General features: G+C 44.0%; 24 protein-coding genes and 1 other annotated feature. Of the genes, 8 read left to right on the forward strand and 16 right to left on the reverse strand.

All coding sequences use genetic code 11. The features are described 5' to 3' along the window. Positions 1 to 132: 132 nt before the first annotated feature. Entirely contained in the window at positions 133 to 1,683 is a 1,551-nt protein-coding gene (locus A3C46_08780; protein ID OGQ22368.1) for a murein biosynthesis integral membrane protein MurJ, read from the reverse strand. 73 nt (positions 1,684 to 1,756) lie between these two features. Here A3C46_08780 and A3C46_08785 point away from each other — a divergent pair, with 73 nt between their 5' ends. Continuing rightward, positions 1,757 to 2,044, forward strand: coding sequence for a 30S ribosomal protein S20 (locus tag A3C46_08785; GenBank protein OGQ22369.1), 288 nt, complete (start codon positions 1,757 to 1,759; stop codon positions 2,042 to 2,044). Positions 2,045 to 2,149: 105 nt separating this feature from the next. Here A3C46_08785 and A3C46_08790 read toward each other — a convergent pair whose 3' ends face one another. Then, positions 2,150 to 3,139 (reverse strand): DNA polymerase III subunit delta, encoded by a 990-nt coding sequence (locus tag A3C46_08790; protein ID OGQ22370.1) that lies wholly within the window; start codon positions 3,137 to 3,139, stop codon positions 2,150 to 2,152. Beyond that, entirely contained in the window at positions 3,136 to 5,565 is a 2,430-nt protein-coding gene (locus A3C46_08795; protein OGQ22371.1) for a leucine--tRNA ligase, read from the reverse strand. Before A3C46_08795 ends, A3C46_08790 begins: the two co-directional genes overlap by 4 nt. A 489-nt stretch (positions 5,566 to 6,054) precedes the next feature. Beyond that, positions 6,055 to 6,246: a binding site (cobalamin riboswitch), on the reverse strand. A gap of 13 nt (positions 6,247 to 6,259) precedes the next feature. Between A3C46_08795 and A3C46_08800 the strand changes: the two genes are divergently transcribed. Continuing rightward, positions 6,260 to 7,090 carry a hypothetical protein gene (locus A3C46_08800; GenBank protein ID OGQ22372.1) on the forward strand — a complete coding sequence of 277 codons (831 nt, stop codon included), beginning with the start codon at positions 6,260 to 6,262 and terminating at the stop codon, positions 7,088 to 7,090. Here A3C46_08800 and A3C46_08805 read toward each other — a convergent pair. The 3 genes from A3C46_08805 to A3C46_08815 all read right to left on the reverse strand — a co-directional run bounded on the left by A3C46_08805 (position 7,087) and on the right by A3C46_08815 (position 9,123). Next, entirely contained in the window at positions 7,087 to 7,275 is a 189-nt protein-coding gene (locus tag A3C46_08805; protein OGQ22373.1) for a hypothetical protein, read from the reverse strand. The genes A3C46_08800 and A3C46_08805 overlap by 4 nt on opposite strands. A gap of 123 nt (positions 7,276 to 7,398) precedes the next feature. Then, positions 7,399 to 8,304 (reverse strand): hypothetical protein, encoded by a 906-nt coding sequence (locus tag A3C46_08810; GenBank protein ID OGQ22374.1) that lies wholly within the window; start codon positions 8,302 to 8,304, stop codon positions 7,399 to 7,401. A 162-nt stretch (positions 8,305 to 8,466) separates the two neighbouring features. Continuing rightward, positions 8,467 to 9,123 (reverse strand): hypothetical protein, encoded by a 657-nt coding sequence (locus A3C46_08815; GenBank protein OGQ22375.1) that lies wholly within the window; start codon positions 9,121 to 9,123, stop codon positions 8,467 to 8,469. Positions 9,124 to 9,193: 70 nt separating this feature from the next. Here A3C46_08815 and A3C46_08820 point away from each other — a divergent pair, with 70 nt between their 5' ends. Next, positions 9,194 to 10,069, forward strand: a complete 876-nt coding sequence (locus tag A3C46_08820; GenBank protein ID OGQ22376.1) for a hypothetical protein — start codon at positions 9,194 to 9,196, stop codon at positions 10,067 to 10,069. A gap of 142 nt (positions 10,070 to 10,211) precedes the next feature. Further along, a complete protein-coding gene (locus A3C46_08825; GenBank protein ID OGQ22377.1) occupies positions 10,212 to 10,949 on the forward strand; it encodes a hypothetical protein in 738 nt (245 codons plus the stop codon). 15 nt (positions 10,950 to 10,964) lie between these two features. On the opposite strand, the gene A3C46_08830 is transcribed toward A3C46_08825, so the two are convergent. Further along, positions 10,965 to 11,570, reverse strand: a complete 606-nt coding sequence (locus tag A3C46_08830; GenBank protein OGQ22378.1) for a hypothetical protein — start codon at positions 11,568 to 11,570, stop codon at positions 10,965 to 10,967. A gap of 137 nt (positions 11,571 to 11,707) precedes the next feature. Between A3C46_08830 and A3C46_08835 the strand changes: the two genes are divergently transcribed. Beyond that, positions 11,708 to 13,225, forward strand: a complete 1,518-nt coding sequence (locus A3C46_08835; GenBank protein ID OGQ22379.1) for a hypothetical protein — start codon at positions 11,708 to 11,710, stop codon at positions 13,223 to 13,225. Here the strand turns inward: A3C46_08835 and A3C46_08840 are convergent. From A3C46_08840 to A3C46_08855, 4 genes are read right to left on the reverse strand one after another with little or no spacing between them, the layout of a single operon-like run. Continuing rightward, positions 13,206 to 15,077: a penicillin-binding protein 2 gene (locus A3C46_08840; protein OGQ22380.1), complete on the reverse strand. Its 1,872-nt coding sequence runs from the start codon at positions 15,075 to 15,077 to the stop codon at positions 13,206 to 13,208. The genes A3C46_08835 and A3C46_08840 overlap by 20 nt on opposite strands. 1 nt (position 15,078) lies before the next feature. Further along, entirely contained in the window at positions 15,079 to 15,600 is a 522-nt protein-coding gene (locus A3C46_08845) for a hypothetical protein (GenBank protein ID OGQ22381.1), read from the reverse strand. Beyond that, on the reverse strand, positions 15,597 to 16,442 hold the full coding sequence (locus tag A3C46_08850) for a rod shape-determining protein MreC (GenBank protein OGQ22382.1): 846 nt from the start codon (positions 16,440 to 16,442) through the stop codon (positions 15,597 to 15,599). The genes A3C46_08845 and A3C46_08850 overlap by 4 nt, the downstream gene beginning before the upstream one ends. Before the next feature lie 27 nt (positions 16,443 to 16,469). Continuing rightward, positions 16,470 to 17,504, reverse strand: coding sequence for a rod shape-determining protein (locus tag A3C46_08855; protein OGQ22383.1), 1,035 nt, complete (start codon positions 17,502 to 17,504; stop codon positions 16,470 to 16,472). A gap of 77 nt (positions 17,505 to 17,581) precedes the next feature. Between A3C46_08855 and A3C46_08860 the strand changes: the two genes are divergently transcribed. From A3C46_08860 to A3C46_08870, 3 genes are all read left to right on the forward strand, one after another. Next, a complete protein-coding gene (locus A3C46_08860) occupies positions 17,582 to 18,625 on the forward strand; it encodes a hypothetical protein (protein OGQ22384.1) in 1,044 nt (347 codons plus the stop codon). A gap of 5 nt (positions 18,626 to 18,630) precedes the next feature. After that, positions 18,631 to 20,001, forward strand: a complete 1,371-nt coding sequence (locus tag A3C46_08865; protein OGQ22385.1) for a hypothetical protein — start codon at positions 18,631 to 18,633, stop codon at positions 19,999 to 20,001. A 160-nt stretch (positions 20,002 to 20,161) separates the two neighbouring features. After that, complete coding sequence (locus A3C46_08870) at positions 20,162 to 20,803, forward strand: dephospho-CoA kinase (protein ID OGQ22507.1); 642 nt, start codon at positions 20,162 to 20,164, stop codon at positions 20,801 to 20,803. Here A3C46_08870 and A3C46_08875 read toward each other — a convergent pair. The 5 genes from A3C46_08875 to A3C46_08895 form a co-directional block, all read right to left on the reverse strand. Further along, complete coding sequence (locus tag A3C46_08875) at positions 20,786 to 21,955, reverse strand: hypothetical protein (protein OGQ22386.1); 1,170 nt, start codon at positions 21,953 to 21,955, stop codon at positions 20,786 to 20,788. The two genes, A3C46_08870 and A3C46_08875, sit on opposite strands and share 18 nt — an antisense overlap. Before the next feature lie 71 nt (positions 21,956 to 22,026). Further along, complete coding sequence (locus tag A3C46_08880) at positions 22,027 to 24,138, reverse strand: polyribonucleotide nucleotidyltransferase (protein OGQ22387.1); 2,112 nt, start codon at positions 24,136 to 24,138, stop codon at positions 22,027 to 22,029. A 281-nt stretch (positions 24,139 to 24,419) separates the two neighbouring features. Further along, entirely contained in the window at positions 24,420 to 24,689 is a 270-nt protein-coding gene (locus tag A3C46_08885; GenBank protein ID OGQ22508.1) for a 30S ribosomal protein S15, read from the reverse strand. Between the two features lie 51 nt (positions 24,690 to 24,740). Continuing rightward, entirely contained in the window at positions 24,741 to 25,703 is a 963-nt protein-coding gene (locus tag A3C46_08890; GenBank protein ID OGQ22388.1) for a hypothetical protein, read from the reverse strand. Between the two features lie 4 nt (positions 25,704 to 25,707). Next, complete coding sequence (locus A3C46_08895) at positions 25,708 to 26,073, reverse strand: ribosome-binding factor A (protein OGQ22389.1); 366 nt, start codon at positions 26,071 to 26,073, stop codon at positions 25,708 to 25,710.

Consider the following 26,073-nt stretch of genomic DNA (forward strand, 5'->3'; position numbering starts at 1 on the left):
CATCGCAAGAAAAACTTCGGGATGAAAGATTTTTATGCATCTCGTTCTATCAAGAAAGAAACAAATAGGTTTTTAGAGGTGCCCTATAATCATCGGCAGATATCACAAATTGTTGTTTTTTAAATACGTGACTCAAACATGCATCTTTTGCTTTCTCCTGATAATCGCCATAAGTGCTGAAAACTCTTCGGGATGAATGAGTTTGGCAGCGACAAAAAATACTCCCATTCCAACAAGAATAAAGAGGATTAAAGAAATACCGTAAGGCGTTCCGAAAAATTTCTCTCCGAGAAGAAGCACACTTCCCATGATGAAAGAAGCGAGCAACGTTTTCCCAAGAGATGAAAGTAATTTCCTCCCTCCAATAAGTCCCATCTTGCGACGAAAAAGATAAAGCAGAAGAAAGAAATTAAAAGCGCTCGAAATCGCAAGCGCAGCTGCGAGACCTACATGCGCAAAAGTTTTCATCAACCATAGTGCCGCAAGTGCATTGACGGCAACCGCAAATACCGAAACCACGACCGGAGTTTTCGCATCTTTTAATGCAAAAAAACCTCCGGCAATATTTCGTACGGCTGAAAGAAATGGAATCTTGATGGCGAAAAAGAGTAATGCCGCAGCAGTGGCTTTGGTCGCAGTCACATCAAAAACTCCGCGCTCAAAAAGAAGAGCCACAATCGGTTCAGCCAAGATATAGAGACCAACCGAAGCTGGAATCGTAATCAAAAAAGTCAGACGCAATCCATAGTTCATCGTCTCGACAAATGCCTCTCGATCCTGATCAACCGCATGATCTGAAAGTGTAGGCAAGATGGCAGTCGCAAGAGCAAGGCCAAAAACACCGAGCGGAAACTCGGCCACACGATCTGCATACCAAAGATAAGAGACACTTCCTTCTGGAAGATAGGATGCAAATCGCGTAATGACCAAGACATTGATTTGATAGACAGCAGCCCCAATAGCCGAAGGAATCATCAGCAACAAGAGACCTTTCAGCGCTGGATGGCGAAGACGAACATCAAAGCGCGGGAGCATTCCTTCTTTTCGAAGTGAAGGAATCTGCATTGCAAGTTGCAATACACCTCCCAGGAGAACTCCAACAGCAACCCCGACAACAGGAAGATCAAAAAAATGACGAAGTAAGAGTGCGCCAAAAATGATTCCGACATTGAGCACAATAGGAGAAGCTGAGGTAGCAACAAAACGTTTGAGTGAATTAAGAACTCCCATAGCAAGAGCAACGAGACTAATAAAAAAAATGTAGGGGAACATGAGACGGGTAAGGTAGACCGTCAGCGTAAATGTTTGCGGATCGTCAGAAAATCCGCGAGCAATGAGCTGGACGATCCACGGTGCAAAGAGAATTCCAAAAATGACAAGAAGGGTGAGAAAAAGAGTTAAGACCGAAAAAACGACCGATGCTGCCTCTCTTCCACTCTCTCGCGATTTGCGAAGCCACTCGGTATAAATCGGAACAAAAGCAACCGTGAGGGACCCTTCTGCAACAAGGCGCCGAAGAAGATTTGGAATGCGAAAAGCGACATAAAACGCATCGGCCATCGCCGTTGCTCCAAAAGCATACGCCAAAACACTGTCACGAAGAAGGCCGAGAATACGACTCAGAAGGGTGAAAAAACCGATGATCCCGGTTCGCCGGCTAATATGACTCATAACTTCCTTCATATTGACAACATCTCCTTATGCATGGTAGCAGCCACGCTTCACTTTAGAACTTTAGACGAAATTGGAGCTTCGCATGGCAGACGAAAAAGCACAAAAAGAAAAAAGTAAACTGGGCAAAGGTCGCCATCTTTCAGCGATCAAACGAAGTCGCCAAAATGAGCAGCGTCGTCTCCGCAATAAAGGAGCAAGGACGCGTTTGCGCACCGCCATGAAAGAACTCCGACAACACCCCACCAAAGAACTTTTGAAAAAAGTTATTCCACTGGTCGATAAAGCTGCTTCCACGAAATTAATCCATCACCGAACAGCCGCGCGTATCGTTTCTCGTTTGACACAGCTTGTTCAAAAGATACCAGCATAATAGAGCATATCTGCAAAATCTTATTTCCTCTATGTCATCCCTGCGAAGGCAGGGATCCAGTGTTTTCAATGTTTTCTGGATTCCCGCTTTCGCGGGAATGACATTCTAGACAATTTTCAAAAGAAGATTTTCGAGAAGAAGATGACGAGGAATTCTGCTCGACTTCAGTTCTCGATCGGTTTCCGACAGAGAGCGAAAGCTTTGTCGAAGTTCCTTTTCCGAAAAAATACGTGATTGTTGAAGATAATTTTTCGCAAAAAATGGATGCACACTTAAATAACGCGCAATATCTGATTCTGAAGGAAGCCGACCATCCACCTCTTTCGCTTTCAACAGAAGTCTCATGTGTCGAGTGAGCATTGCCAGAATCCCGACAGGAGCTTCGCCATGCTCCAGAAGATTTTTTAAAATACCGATCGCTTTGGCGCGATCGCGCTGTCCAACGGCATCGGTAAATTCAAAAATAGTTCGCTGGGCTGTCTCTGCAATCGCAACTTCCACATCCGGCAGTTCAATGAGCTTGCGATCTCCAACATAGAGAATCAATCGCTCAACCGCATCTGCAATTTGTCCCATGTCAACGCCGACCAGATCAGCCAGATATCGCGCTGCTTCCTGGGATATTCGTTTTTCGTGACGCCTTACTTCAAGCGAAATCCAGGGCGGAACTTGATTCGCATAGAGCGGTTTACATTCCACCATGACCCCATGTTTTTTGAAACCGGTCATCAACTTCGAACGACCATCGAGTTTCGTCGCCACAAGAATTAAGGTCGCACTTTGCACCGGATGCTCAGCGTAGGCTGCAAGTCTCTCTTGAACTCCCTTTTTTAATTTTTCCGCAACACGAATAAGCACCGTCGGTCTTCCTCCCAACAGTGACATCGTGGAAAGCGTATCGATAACTTCATCCCCTGTTTTGATTTCATTCCCATTGTAACGATGCGTAGAAGTACCGTCCGAGGCATTCGCTTGAAGGGCCTGAAGAAGCAGTGCAGATGCTCGCTCTGCCATAAAGGATTCTTCTCCGACAATGGCATAGAGCGGTCGAAAGTTTTTTGTTGCAAGCTCAGAGGCAAGTTCTTGAACATTCATACGTCGGTCACGATATTCATTAATTTTTTTGGAATATAAATAACTCGTTTTGGATTTTCTTTGATGTAGGGACTTACTTTTTCTGAGGCAAAGGCCATTGCTTTCACGTGATCTTCATCGGCATCGGCTGGAACGCGAATACGATCCCGCAGTTTTCCATTCACCTGAATGATAATTTGGATTTCATCTGTCAGAAGCGCCTCTTCATCATAGGTTGGCCAGGGAACCTGCATGAGAAACTCTTTTTTTCCAAAACGTTGCCAAATTTCATCACACATATGCGGCGCAAAAGGAGAAAGGAGAAGAAGAAGCGTTTCAACTGCTTCCGGTGAAACTTCATCTAAAGGATACTTGGTAAGCACGTGCACATATTCCATAAGCGCGGCGATGGCAGTATTCAAATGCCACCGTTCAATATCGTGTGTCACACGTTTAATAGTTTTATGTTGCCACTGCGTCAGCTCTTTATGAATGATCTCTTTGGGTCTTTTCTCTCTCCACTCATGCACAAAACGCCACACCTTTTGAAGAAAACGATAAGAACCTTCAATGCCCGCATCACTCCACTCCAGATCTTTTTCAGGAGGCGCTGCAAAAAGCGTGAAGAGCCGACAGGTATCAGCTCCATAACGTTGAATCATCTCATCAGGATCCACAATATTTCCCCGAGACTTGCTCATTTTTGTTCCGCCCAGAAGAACCATCCCTTGCGTTAAAAGATTAGTGACGGGCTCATCGAGTTTGAAATATCCAAGATCACGAAGAACTTTTGTAAAATAACGAACATAGATCAGGTGCATCACAGCATGCTCCACGCCACCTATATAATGATCGACCGGAAGCCAGTAGTGAACTTTATTTGTCTCAAAGGGACCTTGATTACAATGAGGTGACGTGTACCGAAAAAGATACCAGGACGACTCGACAAAAGTATCCATGGTATCGGTCTCTCGTTTTGCAGGCTGAGAACATTTTGGACAAATGGTTTTTACAAAGGATTCGACACGTTCAAGAGGCGAACCTCCTTTGCCACTGAAAATCACCTCTTTGGGAAGCGTGACCGGAAGATCTTTTTCTGGAACCGCAATCGCGCCACACTCAGAACAATGAATAATCGGAATCGGTGTTCCCCAATATCGTTGCCGTGAAACGCCCCAATCGCGAATCTTGAAATGGGTCTTTGGTCCACCAAACCCGATACTTTGGAGATGAGCGGTGATATGATCCATCGCATCCGAAGAGAAAAGTCCGGAAAATTCTCCTGAATGATGAAGAATCCCTTCTCCTGTATATGCTTCTTTCATTTTCGATATACTCAACTCCCGCTCTTTGGGTTGAATCACGATCTTCAGAGGAAGATTATATTTTTTTGCAAATTCGAAGTCCCGCTGATCATGCGCAGGAACGGCCATGACAGCGCCTGTCCCATATTCCATGAGCACAAAATTCGCGACATAGATCGGAATCTCTTCACCTGTCACCGGATGCAAACAGTAAGCGCCTGTGAAGATACCATTTTTTTCATACGTATCTTCAAGACGTGCTTGATGATCGATCTTTGCGGAAGCCTCTTGAAAGGCTTTCACCTCTTTTTCATACTTTGTTCCTTCAATAAGATCGGCAAGAAGAGGATGTTCAGGCGCAAGACTTAAAAAAGTCACTCCAAAAAGCGTGTCAGGACGAGTGGTAAAAACAGAAAGACGAAGATGTTTTTCTTTCACCGCAAAATCAACACGAGCTCCTTTACTTTTTCCAATCCATTCTCTTTGCATATTACGCACGCGTTCAGGCCACCCCTGAAGTTTTTCGAGGTCCTCGAGTAATTCTTCCGCATAATCGGTCAATCGAAAATACCACTGCGTCATCGATTTCTGTTCAACTCGCGCATCGCATTGCCAGCAGAATCCAGCAACCACTTGCTCATTTGCCAAAACAGTTTGACAGCCAGGACACCAATTCACTGTAGAGGTTTTTTGATACGCCCATCCCTTTTCAAACATTTTCAAAAAAAGAAGTTGTTCCCAGCGATAATATTCAGGATCACACGTTGCAAATTCACGACGCCAATCATACGAAAATCCGAGCGCTTTCAGTTGCGACCGCATGTACGCGATATTGTCATAGGTCCAACTTGCCGGAGGAATGCCACGTTTGATCGCCGCATTTTCTGCAGGGAGACCAAAAGCATCCCAGCCCATGGGATGGAGAACTGCCTTTCCTTTCATTCGATAATAACGAGACGCCACATCGCCGATGGAATAGTTGCGAACATGCCCCATGTGGATTCTGCCAGAAGGATAGGGAAGCATTTCAACGACATAAAACTTTTCCTGTTTCTTGTTTTCATTGACTTCAAACAGGCGAGCCTCTTCCCATGTTTTTTGCCACTTTGGCTCAATGATTTCAGGATGATATTTCTCGGTCATAAGACAATATCTTTAAAATTCGTCCTGATGAAATGCAAGTTCGTTCATGCTTTCAATGAGAGAGGTTTCGGAGATCTCCTCCAATAAGCAAATAGAGTTGAAAAGCATCGGGATGATCAATATGAAGCAAACCTTCCCGAAGTGCGCTTCCCCCTTGCTGAGTGTAACAAGTAAGATCAGCGCAATTTTCCATGAGCATGAAGTGAGCGCTTTCATAATTGCTCATCGCTTCAATGAGAAAACCATTGGCCTGATAATATTGAGCTCGCGCTATAAACGTATTCGTAATCAGAGAACAGGAATCAGTTTGATGACAAAGCTCATAGGCTGTTTCAAAACTTCCTTTTTCTGCTGCTGTCAGCGCCCTATGATACATATCAATTTTTTGTGAACTTGAAATACGTGAAACTGCCATGACAACCTCCTCGGTTGTCGCGACAAAAATGGTGGGGAAATAAAAAGAGACAAGCTCTTCCACCACGTCGCGAGTGGATAAAAAACGCTCTGAGCAGGTTTCCTGACTTGAAGAATTCCTCCCCCGTTGCTCGCCTTCCCGCTGAAAGATCAGCAGTGACTCTTTATCGCAACAAGGAATTTCTTCTCACAGTGGCGCGTCCGTGTCGGATTTTCACCGACTTCCCTCTCTCCCACAATGGGATCACTCAAGAGAAAATTCACTTAGCTATTCAGAATCTTGTCGTCAAGTTCCAAAAAAGAACTTGTTCGTAAACGCAAACTCTCCTATGCCAATAACATGAAGCGGATTTTCTTTTTTCTTTTCCTTTCTCTGTTCCTCTTTTCGATTTCTGGTGAAACAAAGGAAATCAAAATGCTCTTTTGGTACCCCGGAGAAGCTGGAACTCCACAAGAAGCGAAACCTGTTTTAGACCTTTTCTTTCACTATCTTTCCAAAAAATTAACCTCAGATCAGGTGACAGGGGTGTACATCAATACGGTTAATGATGGCATTGTCTCCATTAAACGTGAACTTCCTGATATTGCGATTGTCAGTTATCCAACCTGGGTGACCTACAAAAATCGCATGGCAGGAGCAGAACCTTGGCTTTCAGCGCTCCCCTTTCCTCATGGAAAATCGACGGAAGTTTATACGTTAGTGGGAAACCAATCGACACTCGTTGCTGGAGCTACAGTGTATAGCGACGAAACCTTAACCTCTGAATTTATTCAACATTATCTTTTCCCTTCGCTCAAAAATAAAATAAAAATACAAAAAACTCCTGACACCTTCAACTCTCTCAAACGGATTGGTCAAAAAGAGATAAAGGCATACATCCTCTTAAACCCTCTTGAAGTAAGAACCCTTGAGCACCTCAAAACACCGTGGAGTCAGAATCTTCACAAGATTCAAACGTCTCAACCAATTCCTACAGCGCGTGTGATTCTTTTTTCACCAGACCTTCCTCAAAAAAATCGTCTTCAAAAAATTCTCGTGGAGATGCAGCGAGATCCTGCAGCAAAAGAAATCTTAGAAGAGATGCGACTTGTAGGTTTCTCTTTTCCTTAAAAAAACATTGAAGATGGTTCTCTCGCTTTCGTCGGCTCGCTCAGACGCCGCTCGCCACCGGCGTTTAGTCGTCGTTTTATTCGAAGGCTTCTGAGCACGACTCCTGCACAAGCCGCTCGAGAATCAATCTTCAATGTTTTATTCAGTAGATCTCTTGCGTAACCCTGGGTGACACTCGTTGTCATTGCGAGCCCGAAGGGCGTGGCAATCTCCTCTGTTTACTCGGGAGATCGCCACGCTTCGCTCGCGATGACATCCAAGTGTATCTCTTTGAAAACAAAAACTTTATAGGCTTGATTCTATTGAGGTTATGCAAGAAGTCTAGTTATTAAAACTGAAGAGGCGGCTCCAATCACACCGCCGTTATTTCCGAGTTCTGATTTTTGAAGGACAAGTTGTTTTGCATTTTCTGCATAGGCTCTCGACACCATTTCCTTTTTTGCAGCATCAAAAAAATAATCCCAGCCCCCTAAAATACCGCCGGCGATAATGATGCGTGTTACTCCCAAAACACTGATAAGCGAATGAATGCCCATGCCGAGATAACGTCCAAATTCTTCCCAGAGCTTGAGCGCCACTTTGTCTCCTTTTTCTGCAAGAAGAGCCATATTTTCAGGTGTCAGATTTTTTTCTCCGGAGAGATGTCGAAAAGCATGGCTCGCCGCATACAGTTCCCAACAACCTCGACTCCCACAATGACAAGGAGGACCATCGGGCTCAATCACCATATGTCCCACCTCGCCGGCAAAACCACGATCTCCACGAAAAAGTTTCCCCTCAAGCACCAGACCGCAACCGATGCCAGACCCAAGAGTAAGCATAATAAAATTGCGGCATGCTCTACCTGCACCAAAGCGCTGCTCTCCCAGAGCAAACATATTGGCATCGTTATCAAGAGTTATGGGACATTGAATTTTCTCTGACAAGAGTCGCTTGATCGGAATATCTCTCCACGTAGGAAAATGAGGAGATTGAAAGACAATCCCTTGTTCGGAATTCACAATGCCAGGAACGCCAATGCCAACACCTTCAAGGTCACTGCTTGTTTCAGCAAGAAGTACCTGCACTTCTGTAGTGATAAAATTGACAATCGATGAAACATCTTTGTGAATCAAACTTTGTTTGCGTATCTTCTCGACAGTGCCATCTGAAGTCACCAAGCCTACAGATAATGTCGTTCCTCCAAGATCAATACCAATTGCTCTTTTCTTCATGCACTCTTTCTTGAAAACGGCCGTAGGAGGCGATTGTTGAGCGGCGTCTTCAGACGCTGGAAACGAAGCCTCAATACACAGCAGGCTGAAGCGCAGGCAAAAATCCGGCGTCTGAGGATTTTTGCCGTAGTGAGACAACGCCTCTGAGAGACGTTTTCAACACTAACGTACAAATGTAAAACCAACAATAGCTACTATCATTCCAATAACTCCAAGAAACAGACAACAGATCAGCATCGGTAAGAGAAAGACGGCCATGACGCTTTTCCCTGTGGTTGTTTCATGGACTTCTTTAATCCCAATGATGTGCAAAACGGTCATCCAGATCCACGCAATAACACTTCCCCCTAAAGGAATAGCGCCGAACACAGAAGGGAGTGAAGAATAACAGACCACGCGAAAGGTATCGATATAGGTTCGTTTCGCACCCCCCACAATCATCAGAAAAAGATGGATGAGTGCGGCGGTCACAAAAGGAGCGAGTGCCCCTGAAATGGGAATCGTAAGACTGTACACTTCCGTTGGAAAAGAAGGCAGAGCGATATCAAACCTTGAAGCAAATCGACTCATAAGTCCTAGACTTGAAATGTGAAATCCCAATTGCCATGCAATCGTCATGAACATCGCCAGAAAAGAAAGAATGAACGCATAGAGCCAAGGACGTAAAATCCCACGTCCTTCGCGAACATGTATAAAAAATGTGGTGGGATCTGTAAGAGAAGTTTTCACTACCATCCAAAAGGCATGAAACCAATCATTCGGCTTTTCTTCTTCCCACTCAAGATGCGGCATTATTGGAGAAGTCTCTCTTTCGTCCATGATGAACTCCTTTCAGAAATCAAGCGAAGCTTGTTGCACCAAAAGAAGGGCGTATGATAATTACTCCCAAATGAAAAAGCAATCATGGTATACAGTGACGGCTGAAGTAGAACCGAATGCGGCTGAGTTCGCTTCACTTCTTTTTTTCGAACATGGGGCGTCGGGAATTTTGGAAGAAGAAAAAGAAAAGAAATGTTATCTCAAAGCCTCTTTTGACGGAACACGTTTTTCTCTCTCTGAGCTCCAGTCATTCCTTGAAACAAAATTAAAACTTATTTCTTGTGTCGAGGAATATTTTGATCCTCAACAAGAAGATTGGAAACAACATTTTCCTCCTCACGAAATCGTTCCCGGTATCGTCGTCATTCCTTCGTGGGAGAAGACGATCAAACTCGATCCTGGAATGGCATTTGGAACTGGGCTTCATGAGACAACGAAGTTGTGCGCTCAAGCGCTTTTTGATCTTTCGAAAAATGCTGGTTTAGAAAAGTTCGCAACCGGCGCAGTCCTGGATGTTGGGTGTGGAAGCGGAATCTTAACCTTGATTGCAAATCGTCTCGGATTTTCACCGTTAAGTGTCGTTGAAATTGATCCTGTTGCTTTAGAGATCGCACAACACAACTTTGAAAAGAATAATCTCAACAACGTTCATTCTTTTTCAGACTTGGGAAGCGTCGAAGGAACTTTTTCTGTCATTGTCGCAAATATTCTTTTAGTGACTTTATTGATGATGAAAGAAGAGCTTGTAAAATATTTGGCTCCTGGAGGCTCTCTGATTCTTTCTGGCGTGACAAAAGATCAAGTCGATGAATTGAAAGCAGGATTTTTATCACTAAAAGTAATCAATGAAACTTTTAAAGGAGAGTGGGCTGCTCTTGTGTTTGCAAAGGAGCCAAAAGGTGTCGGGCATTTTTCTGGTCATGGGGTTAGACCAGAAAGTGCCTGACACTTCTTTTGGCGATGGTCTCGAATCAAAAGAAGTGCCAGACACTTTTTTGCACCAACATCGTGCCAAAAAGATGTCAGGCACCTTTTGATTCGCATAACAGCAAATGTTTTGAAATTGTTTCTGCACTGAAAGGTTCAATATGCCGCAATTTTTTATCGAAAAAGATGTTGTTGTCGGCGAAAACATTCATCTCGAAGGGCCTGATGCAAAACATATTGCTTCTGTTTTACGCCTTCATGAAGGAGAAAAGCTTCTCCTTTCATCAGGGAATGGTCGTTCCTATATGTCTGAATTGATCAACGTTACACCGCGTCATATTGAAGCTAAAATTCTTTTTGAACGACCTTATCGTGACAAGCAAAAAAGCCCAACATTAGCGCAAGCCATTATTCAATATGAGAAAACCGAATGGATTTTTCAAAAAGCAGTTGAGTTGGGAGTCCCTACCATTCTTCCTTTTAGCTCCTCTCGCTCGGTGAGTCGTATGGTCGAAGGAATTCAAGAAAAAAAATTACAACGCTGGAATCACATTGCCCGAGAAGCTGCAAAACAATCTGGGCTCCCCTTTCTTCCGAGCATTGAAGCGCCACTTTCCTTTGATCAACTTCTGAAAAAATTTTCTTCCTTTCACACCATTCTCTTTTTTTGGGAGGGAGAAGAAAAAAACGATTTTTCTTCTCTTGCATTACATCAATTCAAGCACCCTGTTTTGATGGTCATTGGTCCCGAGGGAGGATTTTCATCTGAAGAAGCACGCCGTGCACGTGATGCTGGCGCAACTTCCTTAAGCCTTGGTCCCCAAATCTTACGCGTCGAAACCGCCGCCATCACTGCTCTTTCTGTTTGCCAATATACACTTGGAAATCTTTCACTCTAATCATTGGGACTGGATTTATGGTTTGGAAACCGCGGCTTTCAAAAAAATAATATCTTCATCGTGTTGATCAAGTTTTTCGATAAGAGGATCAAGCTTTGTTGATACTTCTCTAATGTCTTTTTTTAATTCATTTTTCAGAGCCTGCATATCTCCTTTTAAATCATCTTTGAGGGTTCGTATATCTGTCTGAACCCCCTCTCGCAGAATTTGTATATCCTTTTTAACTTCATTTCGAAGAGACTGCATATCTGTTTTCAACTCTGTTCTGAGATCACCCATGTCGATTTTCAAGTTTCCAATGTCTGTTTTGAATTCATTTTTCAAGTTGCTGATATCTGTTTTAAGTTCGTCCTTGGTTGCTCGAAGTGCTTGATGTGTAAATGCGATTTCCTTTTTTAATTCAACATAGTTCGATTTCAATTCTACATAATGTGATTCCGTCTTTTGCTCTAAACTCTCAAGTTTCTGCTCGACACGATCCTGTCGCACATTTAATACTGACAGTCCTTCAGCAACAGCGCGAAATTCGCCTTTCAAATCTTCAATCAGAATCGACGTAAATCTTTGTTCTTCAACAAGTGATGGTGTGTCAGTCTGTTTTGATTTTGTTTTCTTTGACATGCTGATGTTCTTTCTGGCGCAGCGTTCTTTCAACTAGCAAGGAATCGAAAAAAAATGCAAGAAGCTTCGAAGAGATCACGTCTTCACCCCCGCGCGAGTGAATAGACATTCAAAAAAACCTATGATAAAGGCTCTTTATGGCTGAGGAATTTGATCGCACAGATCTTCTCGATATCGATGAAGGAACTCCGACATCGTTCGAAGAAGCGCCACCCAAACGCGAAATAAAATCGACACCAAGACCACGACCTCAGTCCATCGCTCCCTTAAAAGATCGCTTTGTCGCTGCTTTTATCGATGGCTATCTTTTCCTTCTTTTCTATTTTATTTTGGGAGCTCTTTATCGAGGCATTGCTATGGGAACTGCGTTTGGTCCCATTCCGGTGTGGGGTTTTCATGGCATCTTACTTCACTCTCTTTTCTTGCTGTTGACTCTTCTGGGCTATGTTCTTTTTGAAGGTGTTCTTTTGACCACGCCGGGAAAATGGCTCTGTCGGTTGCGCGTTCAACATCTGAGCGGAGGAGTTCCGCCATTTCGAGCAATTTTTCTTCGAAATCTTTTACGTCCGCTCGATCTTCTTCTCATCCCTCTTTTTTTTGGGGTTGTCCTTCTTGAAAAAATGTCGTGGCATCAACGCTTCGGTGATCTCGCTGCACAAACAGTGGTCATCCAACTTGCCCAAGATCCAAGAGTTCTCGTGCAACATCCTCACTCTGCGTCAGCGTCTGGAAGAACTGGAGCCTTTCTTTTTGATTTTCTTCTCTTTGGCGCTTTTGCTTTTGGCTACAGTCTCCTTCTCAGTCCCGAAGCTCCCCTGACAAGTCAGTTTCTTCTCTTGCTCGGACCTCTTCTCGCGCTTCTTTTTTTCATGCTTCCGTTGTGGCTTTCACATAGTTCTCCGGGAAAATGGCTTTTTGGATATATCGTCACGCATGAAGATGGAAGTCGCATAAACCTGGCAAGCGCTTTCACGCGCACGCTCTATCTCCTCATCGACTTTAATCCCTTTGGTCTTCTGTGTCTGCTGATCTCCCCTCGTCACCAACGCTTTGGGGATACAGCAGCATCCACGATGATTGTGGTTGATAAAAGAAAACTCCGTGGTCTTATTGGCCTTGTAGTCATGCTGGTGCTCTCTGGGGTGATTGTTTTGACCGGCCAAGAAAATCGAGACAATTTTTTAAGTCCGAGTTTTCGTATCAACTTTCTTCCTTCCCTTGATCTGACCAAAGAACAGGGCATTCAACGTCAACGACAAAACCAATCCTTAAGCGTTATGCGCATTCAAAATGTCCGCTTTTATGAAGGCTCGCCTCATTCGCCTCAGCGCACGTCGGCAAATTTTTATCCAGGCGAAATCATTTATCTTGTCTTTGAAGTGGACGGATATGCGCTTGAAGAAAATCAAGTCTGGCTCAAGGAAGATGTCACCATTCGTTATCCAGATGCTTCAGTTGCTCTTAAACTCGAGGAGATTATCGATTTTCACAAACCGATTGAAAAAGCAGAGCCGATTGAATTTTCAAATAAACTCGTGCTTCCAAAAACGGCGCCGCCGGGAAGATATACCGTGACGATTGCGATTCGTGACGTGCTTTCAAAACGAAAACTCACGCAACAGCGATTTTTTTATGTCATTGTGTTGAATGAGTAATGTCAGCGTAACGTTGCATGAGCTCACCCGCAATAGGTGCAGCAGCGCTTGATCCAAAACCGCCATGTTCCACAATCACCGCAATAGCGACTTCCGGCTTTTCAGTGGGAGAAAATCCGACAAACCAAGCATGATCACGGCAACTCTCACCTTTACATGACCCCGCCGCTTCAAGCCGGATAACTTGTGCTGTTCCCGTTTTCCCTCCCATACTTGCTTTGTGCGAGCGAAGACGTCCGGCGGTGCCACCAACTTCCTCAACAACTCCCACTAAGGCATCACGTATCTCCTTTAAAATTTCCGGAGAAAGATCGAGTTTTTTGACCTCATTCTTTTCGCTTTCAAAAGATTCTTCTCGACCATCAGGATAATGCACTGAGAGAAGAAGATGAGGAGAAACTATTTTCCCTCCATTCACAACGCGAGCCATCATCATAGCGCTTTGGAGCGGAGTCACGAGATCATACCCTTGGCCGACCGCAATTGAGAGCGTTTCCCCTTCCTGCCAGGGAACGCCGATGCGTTCTTCTTTCCATGCTGCTGTCGGAATAAGTCCACTTCGTTCATCGGAAATTTCAATGCCGGTAGGAGTTCCATATCCTAAAAGTTTTGCAAATTTTGCAATACGATCCACTCCAAGTCGAAGTCCTACGCGATAATAATAGACATCACACGATTGAACGAGAGAACGATGAAGATTCACCGCGCCGTGTCCTGATCGATGCCAACAATGATAATCTCTTCCTCCAAAACGAAATGCGCCAGGACAAAAAATTGTCTCCTCAGATTTTATAACTTCTTCACTTCGAGCAGCGAGCGCGGTCACAATCTTATACGTCGATGCCGGAGGATAAGCGCCCTGAATGGGACGATTGAGAAGCGGCTTTGAAGGATCAAAAGAGAGCTCTTGCCAATAACGACTCCCTTCACGACTTGCTAATGTATTGAGATCGTACGAAGGAGAACTATAGAGCAAAAGGACTTCCCCTGTCTCCACCTTCACCATCACCGCCGCGCCACGACGACCCGCAAATGAGCTTGCAGCAAGACCTTGAAGGTCGCGATCCACCGTCAAGCGTATATTGGCGCCGGGAAGAGCTGTTCGATGTTCAAGCTGTTGCGCAATACCGGCATAATCGACCTCTCGACCAATCGCGTTCACGACACGTTGTTCATATCCATCCTGTCCGCGAAGAAAAAGATCCCATGTCTCTTCCACACCGCGCATGCCAACGTTATCTCCTTTGACATATCGTCCTGGATATTTTTTTTCATATGCTTCAAGACGCTTTTGATCAATTTCTCGCACGTATCCTAAAAGATGAGAGGCCGCAAAACCGTATGGATACAAACGTTCATAACGCATCTGAACTTCGACACCGCGCAAATCAAAGAGATGTCGTTCATCATACCAAGGCTCATGTCGCGCTCTGATCATCGAGACTTCTTCGCGCGTGACATCTTGCTTCATCGTTAAAGATTGATAACGTGGTTGATTCAATCTTTTTGTCCAAATCGTTTCTACTTCATGCAGAGGAAGATTCAGAAGCGAGGCAAGACTTTGTAATGTTTTTTTGGGATTCAACACATATTGCGGAATCACCACAACATCAAAAACAGGTCGATTCTCGACTAAAACATTTCCTCGTCGATCAAAAATAACGCCGCGCGGAGTTTCAATGGTCATTTCTTTAATACTGTTTTCAGTCGAAAAGAGACGATAAAATTCACCCCGAAGAACTTGAAGATAATAAAGTCGCGCAAGCACCAGAAGAAAAAAGAGAGCAATCACGCCGATGACATACGGAAAACGATGTTCAATATCTTGAGTATATTCGTGCGCCAGTTGCATGTTATTTCATCACCAATGCGCGCGATCTCCGCAGTTTCTCTAAACTGAGCTTTCCATACCATTTCAGAAACGGAATAAAGAAAAGCGCAAGCAGAGCATCGCAAAGTGCCTGAGGGAGAGCCCCTGCAAGCCACGCCGTAAAGACAGAAACTTTATGCGTCCACAACAAAAGGAGAAAACCGGAAATACATTTATCGCCAAAACTCATAAGAGCTGCCCAAAAAAATCTTCCAATGCCTGCATGAAATGAAATTTGAGAAATGATGGCGCGCATGGCTGCATAAAGAGCGCTATACGAAAGAATACTCATTCCAAAAGGAGCGACAGAGACAGCATCGGTCAGTGCTCCTAACAAAATGACGATCGGGAGCGCATATTTCGTCGGTTCTGTAAACGCCAAGGTAATGATCGCCATCAGCATGAAATCAAAACGGACTGACGGATATGGAAAAGAAGCAAAAAAAGTTCCTTGCAATGCAAGGGCAACAATACCGTAGAAAAGATAGAGCAAAAAAAATCTCACTTCATTTCCTCCAAAACGTGAACTCGTTGCAAAACAAGAACCTCTTGCACTTCTGCAAAATTTTCAAAGGGGACAATATCTGCTTTTCGAAAAATTCCTAAAGAAGAAGTTTCAAGATGAGTGATTGTTCCTACAGGAAGTCCCTCGGGGAAAACGCCGTCAAATCCGGAAGTCACCACGACATCCCCTTCTTGAATATCGCTTTTATTTCCCAAATACTCCATACGCGTTAAGGAAGAGCCTCGCATGAGTTCCGGACGATACGAACCACCCACAAGAAGGGCACGCTCACGCGAACGCTGAATGAGAACATCCACAGCGCTATTCGAATCATCAAGAAGAAGAACGACGGCATTTTGAGATGAAACTTTTGCAATGCGTCCCAAAAGACCACGCGCTCCAAGAACGGGCATGAGAATGTCGACTCCATCTTTTAATCCACGATCTATCGTCATACTTTTAAATTCTCCTCGAGGATCATTGGAAATAACCTTTGCAAAAAGCGATGGTGTTGATGTTTGTTCGTGATAATTCAGAAGCGCCTTCAACCGTTGGTTTTCAAGCTTGAGCTCCTCTTGGAGCACAAGTTGACCTTGCAGCGTTTGCACAAATTTCAGGAGATCTTGATTTTCTTTTTCCACGTCCACAAGAGAAATATATTCATTCCACACCCGAACCATGCTTGTTTGAAACGCGTTGAGAAAACGAGAAGGTGGCTCTACCAAATTCCATAAAGCTCGCTCATACCACGGAGCACGACGAGCATTATATTTTGCGAGCGAAAGAAAAATAAGGAGAAGAAGTGCAGGAATCGTATATGTGAGGAGACGAAGTTTTTTCATCGCACCAGAGACTCTTTCAGCAACTCCTTACGCAACGGTCACACTGCGAAAGAGATCCAGGCGATCAAGGGCACGACCAGAACCAATGACAACACAGCTTAAAGGATCATCAGCAATAATAACCGGAAGGCCTGTCTCCTCTCGAAGCAAAATATCCAGATTACGCAACAGCGCTCCGCCACCGGTAAGAACAATGCCTTTATCATAAATATCGGCTGAAAGTTCCGGAGGTGTGCGTTCAAGCGTTACCTTCACCGCTTCGACAATAGCGTTGATCGGCTCCATAATCGCTTCCCGAATCTCTTCTGAGTTGACCTCAAGTGTTCGAGGAACTCCTCCCACAAGATCGCGTCCTTTAATTTCCATTGTCCGAATTTCATTATCTGGATATGCCGTTCCAATCGCCATTTTAACAGCTTCTGCGGTTCTCTCACCAATAAGCATATTATATTTTCGTTTTAAGTATTGGATAATGGCTTCATCCATTTTGTCGCCTGCAACACGAATCGATTTCGAAAAAACAATTCCTGCGAGTGAAATCACTGCCACTTCTGTTGTTCCTCCCCCAATATCCACCACCATATTCCCGGTCGGTTCTGTAATCGGGAGTCCAGCTCCGATCGCAGCTGCCATCGGTTCTTCAATAAGATAGACTTCTCGAGCGCCAGCGGATTCCGCAGACTCGCGTACAGCGCGTTTTTCCACTTCCGTCACCCCAAAAGGAATACAGATAATAATCCGAGGGCGAATGAGAGCTTTTCGATTATGAGCTTTTCGAATAAAATAGCGGAGCATTGCTTCGGTCACTTCAAAGTCAGCAATCACGCCGTCTTTCATCGGACGAATGGCTTCAACTGTCCCTGCTGTTCTTCCGAGCATCTCTTTTGCTTCGCGCCCAACCGCTAACACGCGCTTAATGCCACGCGCATCGCGTTGAATCGCAACCACCGATGGTTCCGCTGCAATAATTCCCTTCCCTTTGACATAGACAAGAGTGTTGGCGGTCCCAAGGTCGATCGCAAGATCATTGGAAAAAAGACCAAGGAGAGGATCAAGAAACATTCATTCACTCCGTTAAAAAGGCTTCTAAATAGTTTTTCGTAAATATCAAAGCGCCTTGAGGAGATCAACAAAAATTATTGATTTATTTGGCTTATTTCACTATCAAAACGCCGATGCTTGATCTTCTTCGCAAACATGCCTCTTCGTGGGTCATCAAAGTAACGCTCGGTGCCATTATCCTCACCTTTGTTCTCTTTTTTGGTTACGCCGGGCTCCAAAACTTTGGTTTGAGTGAAGATAAACCGGCTGCCATGGTGAATAATATTCCTATTCCGGAAAGTCTGTATCGTTTCTATACGGAACGGAATTTAGAATCGCTCAAACAATCTTTTTCAAATCAGGCCGTTCCCGATTTTGCAAAAAAATTCGCAGAATCAAATGCTCTACGTCAACTCATGTTTCGCACATTAGCACTTCAGGAAGCAGATCGACTCGGTGTTTTTATTCCTGATGCAGAACTCGCAGATTATATTGTCAACACGCAGAAAACTCAGCAAGGATCTTTTGATCCCATTTTTTATCGACATCAATATCTTCCGTTCTTTTCACAACGTTATGGTTTTCAATATGAAACCGTGGTCAGAGATGATCTGCGACTTGCCCTGACGCAAAAACTTTTTGAGCATGCAAAGCTTTCGCTTTATTCTTCTGAAGCATACAATTCTTTCCAAAACGAACAGTGGACATTTGAAATGGTTGAACTCAGCGTTCCAACACTCCTTGAGAAAAAATTGGTGACGAACGAGTCTGAAGTCGAAGCCATAGCGAAACTTTTTTTGACTCAGGATAAAAAACAAAAATGGGAAGATCTCATTCGTCACTATCAACTTACGATAAAAAAAATAGGACCTGTTTCTTTGACAGAGCGTCACCAAATCCCAACAACGTTTTCTTTTGAAGATCAACAACGTCTTTTTGCTCTGAGGAAAGAGAAACCCCTCCTTGAAAAACCGATTGTGAAGGAGAAAACTTTCTGCGTCGCGCGTCTTGTCCATCGAGAAATGAAAGTACCAACAAAAAACATCAAATCCCCAGCGACACCGGATGTCGATTTTTTTGAACAATGGATCTCGCAAAAACTTGCGACTGCTGAAGTCCGTTCCTTTGTAGACACGAAGTGATTTATATGTTGCCATATCTGCAAGCTCTCCTCGAAGCAGGCGCGCAGGTTTATGAAGTCGGAGGAGCAGTACGAGATCGACTTCTCAATCGAACTCGTGATGATCATGACTATTTAGTAAGACTTCTTGAAATCGAACAGATCACCAAAATATTGCAGCGCTTTGGAAAAGTGCAGCTTGTAGGTCAATCTTTCGGTGTGATCAAATTTACCCCCAAGGAAGATCGCGCAGCGATCGATTTCGTCCTTCCACGACAAGAATATTCAACTGGAGTTGGTCATCGTGATTTTGAAGTCTCCTTTGATCCTTCCCTTCCACTCGAAGAAGATTTAGGTCGACGCGATTTCACCATCAATGCCATGGCTCAGGATATCAAGACCGGACACATCATCGATCCCTTTCACGGAAAAGAGGACCTGGAGCACAAGCTCCTTCGTATCGTTTTTCCAAAAGCTTTTGAAGAAGATCCACTTCGCATGCTTCGAGCCATCCAATTTGCGGCGCGCTTTGATTTTGAAATCGAGCCAGCGACAAAAGAATCGATCAGAACGAATGCAAAACTTATCAGCACTATTTCTGCGGAGCGGGTGATCGACGAAATCCGTAAACTGATGAAAGCGCCAAAACCCTCTCGTGGATTTTATCTCATGAAGGAGACCGACCTTCTCCGTTACGTCTTTCCTGATCTTGCAATCCTCATCGATTTAAAACAAGACAAACAACCGGGCGATGATGTCTTTGCTCATACCATGCGAGTTCTCGATGCAGCTCGAAATGATCCAGAACTTTTGGAACCAGGTGAAATCAATTTAATGTTCGCTGCTCTTTTTCACGATGTGGGGAAAGCAAAAACAGAGCGCTATCATGAGGCTTCTCAGCGAACAGTTTTTTTTGGTCATCAAATTGTTTCAGCTCGTATGGCGCGAAAATGGATGAGGGAGATGAAAGTAGAAACCATTGGCGTTGATCCATCTCTTGTCTGCAAACTTGTCGAACAACACATGTTTGAAACAAAAGCTCATTTTACCGAACGAGCAATTCGACGATTCATTGCAAAGATTGGAAAAGATATTATCTTAAAACTTCTCGATTTACGATTTGCAGATAATCGCGGTGGAAAATATCCGCAAGGCGTCAAAGGAGTGCTTCGTCTGAAAAAGCGCATTCAAGAAGAGCTCGCAAAAAAACCTCCTTTTGGCGCAAAAGACCTTACGGTCAATGGTCACGATCTGATGGAGCTTGGCATTCCTGCTGGCCCACTCCTTGGAAACATCATTACCCACCTCGTCGAGATGGTCCTTGATCATCCTGAAAAAAATCAGAAGGACCTGCTTCTCGAAGAAGTAAAAAGAATCACTCATGAAAAACATCCTTGAAAAACTTTTCTTCTGGCGGCGATGGCGAAAGCGCAAAGAAGACGAATGGACCGTGGACGATTTTGTAGCTTCTGTTGAAGAAGTGATGAAACAACAGGAATTTGAAAATCCTGCCATTCGTGAACTTCATCAAAAACTTGGAGCTCCATTTGAGAAAAGAATGAAAAAAATTGGGCTTACCGGAAATTTTGGAACTGGAAAGTCAACAGCGGCCTCAATGTTTGAAGAGATGGGAGCGAAGCTTCTCGATGCTGATAAGATAGTTCATGACATCACTCTTCCCCAAACCCCGGCATGGAAAGAGATCGTTGATTTTTTTGGGAATGACATTCTTCTGTCTGATCATTCTCTTGATCGCAAAAAACTCGCTACTCTCATTTTTCATGATGAAACAAAACAAAGAAAACTCGAAGAGATCATTCATCCCAAAGTAAAAGAAGAAATTTCCAAACAACTCATCACTTTGGAAAAAATGGGGGCATCCTTTTGTGTGATTGAGATTCCACTTCTTTATGAAACAAACATGGAATCGATGTTTGATCTCATTGTCGTAGTTCACACTCCCCAAGAGATAGCCATCTCACGCGCATGTAAAAAACATGGCTGTTCTCAGGAAGAAGCGCAGCTTCGCTGGAAAGCGCAAATGCCGATCGAAGAAAAAGTGAAGCGAGCTGATATCGTGATTGAGAACACAGGAAGTCTTGAAGAAACACGAGTACAAGTCGAACGCCTCTATCGCGCTTGGGAAAAAGGAGATTTTTCGAAAACCGTTAGATTGTCTCGACTACACAAGTGCACTTAAAAAAGTTGTCGCCGGCATCACGCGCACGCCATCTTTCAACACATCCTCCTTGGTTTCGAGCACGACCTGATACAAAAAAGGCGTCCGAAGGCGATCGCCAAAATAGCGAAGATGCGGCGAAACCGCAGTATCACTCAATTTTGCCTCAACCGCAAACCACGGTTGGCGATTGAAGGTCACCACAAAATCAACCTCTCGCTTTTGTGCATCGCGCAGATAAAAAAGTTCAACTGCATAACCTTCGGTGTCTTCCAAAAAATGACAGAACTTGAGCAAGTGAGATGCGATCAGATTTTCAAATCGACCCCCCGGATCGCTCACCAGCGACCAATCCCACAGATAAGGTTTCGCTTCCTTCTTCAAACCTCGAACGGTTTTATTTGTAAACGGTCGAAGACGAAACATAAAATAGAGTCGTTCAAGAATATCCATCCAGTGGTTGATGGCCTTGTGGCTGACTTCAAGATCTTCGCGCAAGGCATTCAGCGAAAGTTTCGATCCCACTCGAAACGGCAGAAGGTCGGCAGCAATCTGCATCGACGAGAGATCGCGAATATTTTCTAAATCGCGGACATCCTCGCGAAAAAACAAATCCAACCGTTCTTTTTGCCAACGCCGATGTTCCTTTTTCGATCCCGAAAACAGTGGTTCAGGGAAACCACTGAAGCAAAGGAGATCTGCTAAATCACTCCGTGAAGAAGATTTTGAAAACACGAGTTTTTTCCCAGGAGTGATTGAAGGGATGATCGACAAAAGTTCGTTGATGCTCAAAGGATGCAGTCGATAATGATGATATCGCCCCTGCAATGAATCACCACCGCGCCGATAAATATCCATGCGAGCGCTTCCGGTGACAAGGAAGTTCAGATGATCACGATGTTTATCAAATTCTCCTTTGAGCCACCCTTTCCATTTTCGATACTTGTGAAGTTCGTCAAAAACAATCGTCGCTTTTTCAGCAGGCCATTCAGCTCGCAATATCTTTTTTCGATCATCACGGTTATCCCAGAGAAGATAGATGCCTTCTTCCTTCGTCTTGAGGATTTTTTTTGCGAGTGTCGTTTTTCCAACTTGGCGTGGACCAGCGACAAAAACCATCTTTTTAGAGAGGTCTTCTTCTATAAATGACTGGAGGAGGCGCTTAGAATGCATGTGAGAATTTTGCCTCAAGGCAAAAAAAATATCAATCTTTTTTTCCTTAAGGAAAAAAAATTAAAACCATATTATACGGATTCCACTTCTCCCTCATGCCCAAAAGCATCTTTGCGCGAGAGACGAATCTTTCCGCTCTTCTCATCGATTTCGATCACCTTCACGACAACTTCATCACCTTCTTTGAGAATATCTTCGACTTTATTGACGCGCGTGGAATCCATCTGCGAAATATGAATGAGGCCATCGGTCCCGGGAATCACTTCTACAAAAGCGCCAAAATCAACTGTCTTTTGAACTCGGCCCAAATAATATTTGCCGACTTCAGGAGTGAGCGTGTAACGTTTCACCAATTGTACTGCACGCTTACCTTGTTCTTGATCCACCGCAGCAATAAGAACGGTGCCGTCATCATCCACGCTCACCGTAGCGCCTGTCTCTTCACAAATCATACGAATGGTTTTTCCACCTGGCCCAATAAGACTCCCAATCTTCTCTCGTGGGATCATCAATCGCGTTAACTTTGGCGCATAAGGAGAAAGATCTGCACGAGGCGCCGAAAGCGTTTCCTCCATCTTCTCCAGAATCAACATGCGCGCTTGAAGCGCCTGAGAAAGGGCTTGTTCAAGAAGTTCTTTTGTAATCCCCTTGATTTTCATATCCATCTGAAGAGCAGTGATCCCTTTTTGCGTTCCGGTCACTTTAAAGTCCATGTCACCAAGGTGATCTTCATCACCGAGAATATCTGTCAGAATAGCTGTCTGATTCCCCTCTTTGATAAGCCCCATGGCGACCCCTGCAACAGGAGCAGTAATCGGAACTCCAGCATCCATCAGAGCAAGTGTCGAACCACACACGGTCGCCATCGATGATGAACCATTTGATTCAAGAACTTCAGAAACAACTCGAATTGTATAAGGAAAAATTTCTTCAGAAGGAAGAACTCGAGACATGGCTCGTTCAGCTAATGCTCCATGACCAATTTCTCGTCGTCCTGGACTTCGAATAAATTTCACCTCTCCGACACTAAAGGGAGGGAAATTATAATGAAGCATAAAGCGTTTTTCATATTCGCCTTCAATACTATCAATAATCTGCTGATCTTCTTTTGTTCCTAAGGTCGCAACTGCCAGCGCTTGTGTTTCTCCTCGCGTAAAAAGCGCTGAACCATGAGTTCGTGGTAACAAACCTACCTCAGATGAAATCGCTCGAACATCTTGCAATCCACGACCGTCAATACGTTTATGTTTTGAAAGGATCATCGAACGAACAAATGTTTTCTTCACTTCAGAATAAATATTTTTTACTTTTTCTGTGATGGCTCCATCATCATCTACAGGAACAAGTGTCGCCACCAGATCGCTCTTTAAAAGATCAAGCGCTGCATAGCGTTCCTGCTTCACCGGAATCGTCACCGCTCGTTCCAATTTCCCTTGTAAAAACTCTTCTACTTTCATCTCGAGGTCTTTTTCTTGCACTGGAGGAACAACTTCGAGTTTCTTTGGTTTTACTTTTCTGACGAGTTCCTCTTGAAGAGCAATAAGCGGTTGCATGTGTTCATGCGCAAAAATAATAGCGGCAATCATATCTGCTTCGCTCACCTGACTTGCTCCTCCTTCAACCATCACCACCGCATCTTTTGTCCCCGCCACAATAATATCGAGATCAGCTATTTCATCTTCTGCTGGAGTCGGATTTACGATCAGTTTTCCATTCACGCGACCGACCCGAACACCGGCAATGGGGCCGAGAAAAGGGGCATTCGAAATTGAAAGTGCAGCAGAGGCCCCAATCATGGACATGACATCAGCATCATTTTGTTCATCAACAGAGAGAACCGTCGCTAAAACTTGGGTCTCCTGATAAAATCCATCTGGGAAAAGTGGTCGAATGGGTCGATCGATAAAGCGACTCGTCAATGTAGCATGCTCAGAAGGTCGACCTTCGCGCTTAAAAAAACCGCCTGGAATTTTTCCTGCAGCAAATGTTTTTTCGATGAAATCGACAGAAAGAGGAAGAAAACTTTTATTCAGAGATTCTTCATTTTTCACCGTTGCAGTTACCAAAACAACTGAATCTCCATAATGAACCGTCACCGCACCACCAGCTTGTCTTGCAAGTTTTCCGGTTTCAAGACGTAGTTTACGTCCACCAATTTCTGTTTCTACAATGTAATGTGTCATTTTTTCTCCTTTATCTTTTGAGTGTTTCTTCAAACTGTCGAGGATTTTCTCGCAGGGGGCCTTTGAGGGAGGCGCATCTATGCTCTATGAAAAAATGCGCCGACGGAAACAGAGGCTGCGAGGAGCATAACCGAGCAGCCGTACCCCGAGAGAAAATGCGATGACAGTTTGAAAACGACATTGTTTAACAATATTTTTGTGGAGTTAAAGAAAGGAGTGATAACTTAAAACAAATCTTGTGGCACAAGACTCCATCTAAATTATCAGTCTCTCTTCTTCTCCTATTTTCGTAAATTCAACGTCTCAAGAAGCTTTTTGTATTGTTCTGGCTCAGTTCGTTTCACATAAGCTAAAAGTTTACGTCGCCGACCAACGAGCTTCAGGAGTCCCTGACGACTGGTAAAATCTTTTGAATGTTTATCGAAATGTTGATTGAGCTGTTCAATACGAGCGGTTAAAAGCGCGATTTGCACATCCGCCGAACCGGTATCGGATGTGTGATCCTGAAATTTACCAATCACTTCCTGTTTTTGTTTTGCTGCAAGAACCATAAGTGCTCGTGCTCCTAACATGGGGTTTATTTGCTTGTAAAGGAGAAAAAACTATCTCTTTTTTTGCTTTATTTGAGCCTTTATCTGCGCTCGCGCAGCTTCAATGGGGCCTTCTATGGTACATCCAGCCGCATGAAGATGTCCGCCTCCATGAAAATGTCTGGCAATTGCCGCGACATCGAATTCTTTTTTTGATCGTAAGCTAACTTTGACACGTCCATCTGGAAGTTCACGAAAAAGAGCGGCAATTTCGATCCCCTTCAGAGAACGAGGAATATTTCCAAATTCTTCTGACAGTTCAGCAGTAGCTCCGGTGTTTTTAAACATGGCTTGCGTCACGGTCATGGAAGCGTATTCAAGGTCCACATCGATATCAAGTGTCTGAAGTGATTGTGCAAGAAGAGCAAATCGCTCGTGTGGATAATTTTGTTCAAGTTCCGTTGCAACTGCCGAAGGGTCAACTCCACACGCAACTAAATCTGCAGCATGACGCAATACTCGTTCTGACGTATTCGAGTAACAAAAAAAACCGGTATCAACGACAAGTGTCGTATAAAGATAAAGTGCAAGTTGCTGATCGAGTTTGACGTTCATTTTTTTAAAAAGTCCGATTAAGATCTCACCGGTTGCACAAGCCTCTGCATCGACAACAGAAGCATCTGCTTTGATCTCTTTGAGAATATGATGATCAATACAAATAAGCTTCGCATTGCCAATAATTTTTTCAAAGGCCTCTCCCACGCGATCGGGTTGAGCGACATCAACCATAATAGCCGTATCAAACAAAGCTCCTTGTGGAAGCTTTTGAACAATGCGGTGACTCTCTGGCAAAAAAGTTAAATTAAAAGGAACCACATCGCGATTAAAGAAGGTGACGTTCTTCCCCATTCGTTCAAGCGCAACCCCAAGCGCTAACTGAGAACCAATGGCATCTCCATCGGGATTATAATGTGAGCCAACAAGAACGTTCTTTGATTGACATAAGAGTTCAATAACGTCGTTCGTCCCCTTCATCTGTTTAAACTCCTTCGGCAGCATCCAAGAGGTGATGAACGCGCTCTTCTTGTGCAAGGATGTCATCAAAAAATATTTCTACTTCGGGAACGAATTTTAATTTTACGGAATTGTTAATAAGATGCTTTAGAAAACCAGAGGCATTTTTGAGTCCACTTTCAATTTCATCGCGACGATGTTGCTGCTCCTGCAGAACATAAAAATAAATCCGCACAATGCGAAGATCTTTCGTCATCTTCACGCGTGTAATTCGAACTCCATCAATGCGCGGGTCACTCAGTTCATATTGACACGCCGTTGTCACAACATGAAAGACTTGTTCTGCGACACGCTCAGCTCGATCAAATGGAAGTTGTTTTGATTGTTTCAC

The sequence above is a fragment of the Deltaproteobacteria bacterium RIFCSPHIGHO2_02_FULL_44_16 genome, from assembly GCA_001798185.1.
In the GTDB taxonomy this organism is placed as follows: domain Bacteria; phylum UBA10199; class UBA10199; order 2-02-FULL-44-16; family 2-02-FULL-44-16; genus 2-02-FULL-44-16.

Bases quoted from the DNA above. Each gene is read 5' to 3' on its own strand.
- A3C46_08830 (OGQ22378.1), bottom strand. From the start codon at position 11,570: ATGTCAAAGAAAACAAAATCAAAACAGACTGACACACCATCACTTGTT.
- A3C46_08810 (OGQ22374.1), bottom strand. From the start codon at position 8,304: ATGAAGAAAAGAGCAATTGGTATTGATCTTGGAGGAACGACATTATCT.
- A3C46_08880 (OGQ22387.1), bottom strand. From the start codon at position 24,138: ATGACACATTACATTGTAGAAACAGAAATTGGTGGACGTAAACTACGT.
- A3C46_08795 (OGQ22371.1), bottom strand. From the start codon at position 5,565: ATGACCGAGAAATATCATCCTGAAATCATTGAGCCAAAGTGGCAAAAA.
- A3C46_08790 (OGQ22370.1), bottom strand. From the start codon at position 3,139: ATGAATGTTCAAGAACTTGCCTCTGAGCTTGCAACAAAAAACTTTCGA.
- A3C46_08885 (OGQ22508.1), bottom strand. From the start codon at position 24,689: ATGGTTCTTGCAGCAAAACAAAAACAGGAAGTGATTGGTAAATTTCAG.
- A3C46_08870 (OGQ22507.1), top strand. From the start codon at position 20,162: ATGAAAAAAATTGGGCTTACCGGAAATTTTGGAACTGGAAAGTCAACA.
- A3C46_08840 (OGQ22380.1), bottom strand. From the start codon at position 15,077: ATGCAACTGGCGCACGAATATACTCAAGATATTGAACATCGTTTTCCG.
- A3C46_08825 (OGQ22377.1), top strand. From the start codon at position 10,212: ATGCCGCAATTTTTTATCGAAAAAGATGTTGTTGTCGGCGAAAACATT.
- A3C46_08875 (OGQ22386.1), bottom strand. From the start codon at position 21,955: ATGCATTCTAAGCGCCTCCTCCAGTCATTTATAGAAGAAGACCTCTCT.
- A3C46_08785 (OGQ22369.1), top strand. From the start codon at position 1,757: ATGGCAGACGAAAAAGCACAAAAAGAAAAAAGTAAACTGGGCAAAGGT.
- A3C46_08890 (OGQ22388.1), bottom strand. From the start codon at position 25,703: ATGAAGGGGACGAACGACGTTATTGAACTCTTATGTCAATCAAAGAAC.
- A3C46_08815 (OGQ22375.1), bottom strand. From the start codon at position 9,123: ATGGACGAAAGAGAGACTTCTCCAATAATGCCGCATCTTGAGTGGGAA.
- A3C46_08835 (OGQ22379.1), top strand. From the start codon at position 11,708: ATGGCTGAGGAATTTGATCGCACAGATCTTCTCGATATCGATGAAGGA.
- A3C46_08865 (OGQ22385.1), top strand. From the start codon at position 18,631: ATGTTGCCATATCTGCAAGCTCTCCTCGAAGCAGGCGCGCAGGTTTAT.
- A3C46_08855 (OGQ22383.1), bottom strand. From the start codon at position 17,504: ATGTTTCTTGATCCTCTCCTTGGTCTTTTTTCCAATGATCTTGCGATC.
- A3C46_08820 (OGQ22376.1), top strand. From the start codon at position 9,194: ATGAAAAAGCAATCATGGTATACAGTGACGGCTGAAGTAGAACCGAAT.
- A3C46_08850 (OGQ22382.1), bottom strand. From the start codon at position 16,442: ATGAAAAAACTTCGTCTCCTCACATATACGATTCCTGCACTTCTTCTC.
- A3C46_08780 (OGQ22368.1), bottom strand. From the start codon at position 1,683: ATGAAGGAAGTTATGAGTCATATTAGCCGGCGAACCGGGATCATCGGT.
- A3C46_08805 (OGQ22373.1), bottom strand. From the start codon at position 7,275: ATGACAACGAGTGTCACCCAGGGTTACGCAAGAGATCTACTGAATAAA.